This is a genomic window from Nocardioides sp. (assembly GCF_025965415.1).
Lineage (GTDB): Bacteria > Actinomycetota > Actinomycetes > Propionibacteriales > Nocardioidaceae > Nocardioides.
Window position 1 is genome coordinate 1 of sequence record NZ_JAOPWY010000128.1, and the last position, 6,116, is coordinate 6,116.

Sequence of the window (6,116 nt, forward strand, 5' to 3'; positions counted from 1 at the left end):
GGCGCGCGGCGTGGCTGGCGGCCGGCGTGGCGGCCCTGTCGATCGGCGCCGGAGCCGGCTGGGGCGCCGAGCGCGCCGCCACGTCCGAGCGCAGCCTCGACGACACGACGGGGACGGTCTCGATCACGGTCCCGGAGGCCTGGACCGCGCAGGTCGACCCCGAGCAGTGGGTCCCGACCCAGGGCCAGCAGGAGCAGCCGTCGCTCGCCGCGGGCACGCGAGCGGGGTGGAACACCGAGGCGGACGCGGCGCCGGGTGTCTTCGTCGGCATCCTCGCCGGCGACAAGCTCCCCTCGCGGGTGCCGCAGCACGCGGAGTGCCGGGGCGACACGGTCGGACCGATCCTCGACGAGCGCGAGGGCGACCAGTCGATGACGGTGTTCTTCACCGGCTGCCCGGGGGCCGAGGTCACGGTGGAGCGGGTGGTGCAGGTCAACTCCAGCCAGCTGCTGTGGGTGCAGATCCGCAGCGCGGACCGGGCCACCGCCAACCGCGTCCTCGAGTCCGTGACGACGTACGGGATCTAGGCGGGGCCGGCGCCCAGCCGGATCCCCGCGGCGACGCGGGCGACCAGGCCGGCCATGCCGGCGTCGTCGACCGCGCGGCCGGTGACGGCGATCTCGACCTGCGCGTTGTCCGACCCGGTCAGGTCGAGCCAGGTGAGGTAGCCGTGGCGCAGGTGGTTGGACGTGACGTAGGTGAAGTGGAGGCTGTCGGCGGTCTGGTCGAGGATCTCGAGGTTGTCCTCGTCCTCCTCCAGCTCGTCGATGCGCCGGTCCAGCGTCCAGTCGATCGAGCGCCGGTTGCTCAGCACCTGCTCGACGCGCATGACGTAGCCGAAGTTGGGCTGGTCCGGCGGGCGCCACTGCCACTCGTTGAGCGAGTTCACCGAGAAGTCCCAGCCGAGCGGGACCGGCAGCGTCATCCGGAAGTCGCCACTGCCGACCTGCTGGCTGACCAGGTCGATCCCCGGCGCGAGGGCCGGGGTCGCCGGGTCGGGCAGGAGCTCGGGCACCGGGTCGATCGGCAGGCTTGGCGAGTGCGCCACCACCGGAGCGGGCGAGCCGCCTCCCGGGGGGTGCTCACCGACGGCCATCGAGATGCCGAACCCGCTGCCGACGCCCAGCGCCAGCAGCAGCCCGAGCACCACCGGCCCCCGCCACGTCACGTCGGACAATCTAGGACACGACGCTGCCGGTGGCGCCGCGCATGCCGTCCCCCACGCGCCGGATCAGGTCGCGGGTGCCGGGCACGTCACGCTCGCGGCCGTGCACGACGATCTCCACGTCGGCCTGGCCGCTCGCGTCGAGGTCGAGCCAGCGCATGAAGCTGTGCCGGGCGTTGCCCTCGTTGCTGCGGTAGGTGTACTCCAGCGAGTCGCCGCCGCGGTCGACGATGACGACGTCCTGCTGCTCGTCGCGCAGCCGCTCGATCCGGATGTCGATGGCGTCCTCGATGGTGATGTCCTGGCTGTTGATCTGCTCGATGCGCATCACATAGCTGTTGTTGGACGTCCCCGGCTTCTTCCACTTCCACTCGTTGCTGGCGTTGGCGTTCCGCGACCAGCCGGCCGGGGCGGGGAAGGTGATCTCGAACTTGCCGACGCCCAGCGTGGCCTCCCGCATCGCGATGTCGGGCCCGAGCGGCGCGTCGTCCGGATCGGGGGCGTAGGGCAGCGGCGCCTCGATGGGCAGCTCGGGTCGCTGCGCGGGCACGGGAGCGGGGACGCCGACCCCGATGGTCTCCTCGCGTGCCGATCCTGATGCGGCGTATCCGCTCCCGGTGCCGATCGCCAGAAGCGCGACGAGCACCGCAGGCCCCCGCCATTGCATGGGGCCACGGTAGCCGGAGAGGGCGCCGATCCGCGCGTCCGGACAGCGCGGGGGCCCGTGGTCCACCGCCCCGGCCGGACCTCCTACGGTGGGCCCATGCTCATCCGTGACGTGCGCCTGGTGGCCCTGACCGACGCGGCGCCCTCGCCGGTCGACGTACGGATCGACGCGGGCCGCGTCGTCGAGGTCGGCCCCGCCCTGGCGCCCGCGCCGGGCGAGTCGTCGTACGACGGGGGCGGGGGCTGGCTGATGCCCGGCCTCTGGGACCAGCACGTGCACCTCGGCCAGTGGACGCTCGCGTCGGCCCGGCTCGACCTCGGCCCGGCGCGGTCCAGCGCCGAGGCCGTCGCGCTGGTGCGCGAGCGCCTGGAGGAGTGGCCCGACCTGCCCGTGATCGGCTGGGGCCACCGGCCCACGGCCTGGCCCGACAACCCGGCCGTGTCCGACCTCGACGCGATCGACACCGAGCAGCCGATCGTGCTGATCGCCGGCGACGGCCACCACGGCTGGCTCAACACCATCGCCCTGCACATGCTGGCGCTGCCGACCCGCGACAGCATGGTGACCGAGGCCGAGTGGTTCCTGGCCTACGGGCGCCTCGCCGGCGTCGTCGGCTCCGACGGCACCAGCCCCGAGGCCTACCGGCGCTCGATGGAGACCGCGGCCGCGCAGGGCGTGGTGGGGCTCGTCGACCTCGAGTTCAGCGGCGGCGTCGCCGACTGGGTGGCGCGCTGGGCCGAGGGCGCCGACCTGCTCCGGATCCGGCACGCCTGCTACGCCGACGGCCTCGACGACGTGCTTGCGCGCGGCCTGCGCTCGGGCGACGCGCTCGACGGGGACCCGCGGCTGACCATGGGGCCGCTGAAGATCATCAGCGACGGCTCGCTCAACACCCGCACCGCCTGGTGCTGCGAGCCCTACGCGGAGAAGGCCGTCCCCGGTGCCGAGGAGGGCCAGCCCAACCAGTCGCCGGCCGAGCTGCGCGCGCTGCTCGCGCGGGCGGCCGCCGGCGGGCTCGACGTGGCGGTGCACGCGATCGGCGACCGCGCCGTCACCGAGGCGCTCGCCGCCTTCGAGGAGACCGGTGCCCGGGGCGGCATCGAGCACGTGCAGCTCACGACGCGCGACGACGTACGCCGCATGGCCGATCTCGGCGTCCGCGCCAGCGTGCAGCCCGCCCACCTCCTCGACGACCGCGACGTCACCGAGCGCCTGTGGCCCGGTCGCGCCGAACGCTGCTTCCCGCTCCGCTGGATGCTCGACGACGGTGTCGACGTCGCGCTGGGCTCGGACGCGCCGGTGTCGCCGCTCGACCCGTGGCTGGCCGTCGCCGCCGCCGTCCACCGCTCCGGCGACGACCGGGAGCCGTGGCACCCCGAGCAGTCGCTGACCGCACGGGAGGCGCTCGCCGCGTCGACCGACCGCTGGGGCACCGTCGCCGCGGGACATCCCGCCGACCTCGTCCTGCTCGACGCGGACCCGCTCGCCGGCGACTCCGACCGCGAGCACGCCCTGCGGCTGCGCGGCTTCGCCGGCCACGTGGTCGCGACGTGGGTGGCGGGCGAGACGGCGTACGCCCGCCCCTGACGCCGGCCTACGCCAGCGCCAGCGTCGCGTCCAGCACGAACGCCGGGTCCTCGAGCCGGTCGCCGTAGACCTCGCGGAGCTGGCCGACGCGGTAGCGCACGGTCTGGGCGTGCACGAAGAGCTCCTCGGCCACCGCGTCGCGCCGGCCGTGGTGCAGCAGCCAGCTCCGGAGGGTGTCGGTCAGCTTCTCCGCGGTCGAGGGCCGCAGGTCGGCGAGGGGCGCGAGCACCCGGGCACGGAGGTCGGCGCGGGCGTCGCCGTCGGCGGACAGGACCAGCGCGGCGAGGTGCTCGTCGGAGTCCACCAGCCCGTCGAGCCCCAGCACGGAGCAGCGCAGCGCCCGGCGGTAGGAGCCAGAGGCCTCGAGCCACGGCGTGCTCGGGCCCACCACGGCCTCGGTGCCCCGCAGCGCCTGCAGCAACGTACGTCGTGCGGTGGCCGACCCGGCCCCGGGCACGAGCAGGCAGGCGTGCCCGTCGGGGAGCCCAGGGATGTCCTCGGTCGGCTGCAGCGTCCGCTGGTCGAGGGCGGTCAGGGCGTGGGACACCTGCGACTCCGGCAGCACGATCGCCGTCAGCGCCCCGGGGGGCTCCCAGTCGGCGCGCTCGGCCGCGGCGTTGACGGCGTCGGCCGGAGCCCCTGTCAGCAGGGCCCGCGCCAGGCGCTCGAGGTTGCGCTGCCGGACGCGACCGGTGCTCTCGAGCTCGTCGGTGTGGCCAGCGACCGAGGCCGCGGAGAGCTCGTCGATGTAGGCGAAGACCAGCTCCGCGAAGCGGGCCAGCTGGCCGGAGTCGACCCCGGCGTCGACGGCGACGTCGGCCATCTCGCGCCACGAGGCGCGGGCCCCGATGCGGTAGGCGGAGAGCAGCGCCTCGACCGTGCGTCCGGCGCGCGCCTCGCCGCGGCCGAGCTGGTAGGCGCCCTCGATCGCCGGCGCCTTGGGGGCTTCGGCGTCCTGTCGCGTGGCCAGGGTGAGGAAGCCGCCGAGGGCCAGCTGCACCGCGTTGCGGATGACCTCGCCCATCCGGCCGCTCCACGCGCCGGCATAGCTCGGGACCTCCTCGATGATGCGCAGCACCGCGGCGTCGGCCACCTCGGCGAGCCGAGACCGCAGGGCGTCGGCGACGACGGGGTCGAGGCCAACCACGGTCTGTATTTGTGTGGCCGGACGCACAGTGCGGTGGACCATTGGGTCTCCTGAGGTTGCTTTTGTTCGCAGCGAACAAGAGTGTAGCCCGGATTCACGTGCCGCAGGCAGGTAATCCGCGTCCGGGTCCAGCACATTGGTACCTATGACCACGACTCTCGAGCCGCCCACGGGCAGCACCCGACGGAGCCGACGCCTGGGTGACCACCTCGTCCGCGTCGCGGAGGCGGCCACCACGCCCTACCTCCCGGCCGACTTCATGGACCTCTTCGCGCCGCTGCGCTCCGGCGCCGACCTGCGCGGTCGCATCGAGTCGGTCCACCCCGAGACCGCGGACGCCGCCACCATCGTGATCCGTCCCGGCGCCGACTGGGCCGGCCACGTGCCCGGCCAGTACCTCCGCATCGGCATCGACGTCGACGGCGTACGCCAGTGGCGCGCCTACTCGCTGACCCACGGTCCGCGTCGCGACGGCCGCATCTCGATCACCGTCAAGGCCGTCCCCGGCGGCCTCGTCAGCAACCACCTCGTCCACCGCGCCGAGCCGGGCACCCTGGTGCACCTCGAGCAGGCGGCCGGCGAGTTCGTCCTCCCGCCCGAGGGCGGCAAGTTCCTCATGGTCACCGCCGGATCGGGCATCACGCCCGTCATCGGCATGCTGCGCAACCTCTTCCCCAGCACCGACGAGGGCGTGCTCCGCCCGACCCGCAGCGCCGACCACGACATCGTCGTCGTGCACGTCGCGCCGAGCCACCCCGACTCGATCTTCATCCGCGACCTCGAGGCCCTCGACGCCGCCGGCGCGATCCGCCTCGTCGCGAGGTACGACGACGAGCACGGCGTCCTCGACGTCGACGACCTGGCCGACCTGGTGCCCGACCTCGCGGACCGTACGACGCTCGCGTGCGGGCCCGCCGGCCTGCTCGACGCCCTCGCGTCGCACCACGAGGCCGCTGGCATCACGCTGACCACCGAGCAGTTCCGCACCGCGCGCGTCGAGCCCGGCGACGGCGGCACGGTGAGCTTCGCCTCCGGCACCACGATCGACCTCGACGGCGCCACCCCGATCCTGGACGCCGCCGAGGAGGCCGGGATGCTGATGCCGAGCGGCTGCCGCATGGGCATCTGCATGGGCTGCGTCCTCCCGCTGCGCGAGGGCAGCGTCCGCGACCTCCGCAACGGCGCCATCACCACCGCGGTGCCCGGCGAGAGCGGCGCCATCAAGGTGCAGACCTGCATCAACGCCGCCGCCGGCCCCTGCCACATCGACCACTGATCCCGACCGGTTCCGACACGCTCGCTTCGCTTGCTGCTCCACCAGCGAACAGACAGAAGGAGATCGCCATGACGACCATCCAGAAGAAGTCCGCCCTTCCCGGCCAGTCCAGCCCGGTCGCGCACCTCACCGAGGCCGACATCGAGCAGATCGGCGTCGAGCTCGACGCCATCCGCCAGGACGTCCTGGACTCGCGCGGCGCGGGCGACGCGGCGTACATCCGCAAGCTGATCGACCGCCAGCGCAAGATCGAGCTGGGCTCGCGCGCGGTGCT

General features: G+C 74.0%; 6 protein-coding genes and 1 pseudogene. 4 read left to right on the forward strand and 3 right to left on the reverse strand.

Going from position 1 to position 6,116, the window contains the following annotated elements; translation table 11 throughout:
- A partial coding sequence (locus JWN97_RS13600) for a hypothetical protein (RefSeq protein ID WP_297623412.1) occupies nucleotides 1–527 on the forward strand: 527 nt, incomplete at its 5' end.
- On the opposite strand, the gene JWN97_RS13605 is transcribed toward JWN97_RS13600, so the two are convergent.
- Both JWN97_RS13605 and JWN97_RS13610 read right to left on the reverse strand, forming a co-directional pair.
- Nucleotides 524–1,168, reverse strand: a complete 645-nt coding sequence (locus tag JWN97_RS13605) for a hypothetical protein (RefSeq protein WP_297623415.1) — start codon at nucleotides 1,166–1,168, stop codon at nucleotides 524–526. The genes JWN97_RS13600 and JWN97_RS13605 overlap by 4 nt on opposite strands.
- A 10-nt stretch (nucleotides 1,169–1,178) precedes the next feature.
- Entirely contained in the window at nucleotides 1,179–1,832 is a 654-nt protein-coding gene (locus JWN97_RS13610) for a hypothetical protein (RefSeq protein WP_297623418.1), read from the reverse strand.
- A gap of 96 nt (nucleotides 1,833–1,928) precedes the next feature.
- On the opposite strand from JWN97_RS13610, the gene JWN97_RS13615 reads away from it, so the two are divergent.
- Nucleotides 1,929–3,419 (forward strand): amidohydrolase family protein, encoded by a 1,491-nt coding sequence (locus tag JWN97_RS13615; RefSeq protein WP_297623421.1) that lies wholly within the window; start codon nucleotides 1,929–1,931, stop codon nucleotides 3,417–3,419.
- A gap of 7 nt (nucleotides 3,420–3,426) precedes the next feature.
- Here JWN97_RS13615 and JWN97_RS13620 read toward each other — a convergent pair whose 3' ends face one another.
- Entirely contained in the window at nucleotides 3,427–4,566 is a 1,140-nt protein-coding gene (locus JWN97_RS13620; protein WP_297623424.1) for a PucR family transcriptional regulator, read from the reverse strand.
- 145 nt (nucleotides 4,567–4,711) lie between these two features.
- Here JWN97_RS13620 and JWN97_RS13625 point away from each other — a divergent pair, with 145 nt between their 5' ends.
- Both JWN97_RS13625 and JWN97_RS13630 read left to right on the forward strand, forming a co-directional pair.
- Nucleotides 4,712–5,842, forward strand: coding sequence for a ferredoxin reductase (locus JWN97_RS13625; protein ID WP_297623426.1), 1,131 nt, complete (start codon nucleotides 4,712–4,714; stop codon nucleotides 5,840–5,842).
- A 68-nt stretch (nucleotides 5,843–5,910) separates the two neighbouring features.
- Nucleotides 5,911–6,116: pseudogene (locus JWN97_RS13630) on the forward strand (acyl-CoA desaturase); the annotation flags it as partial.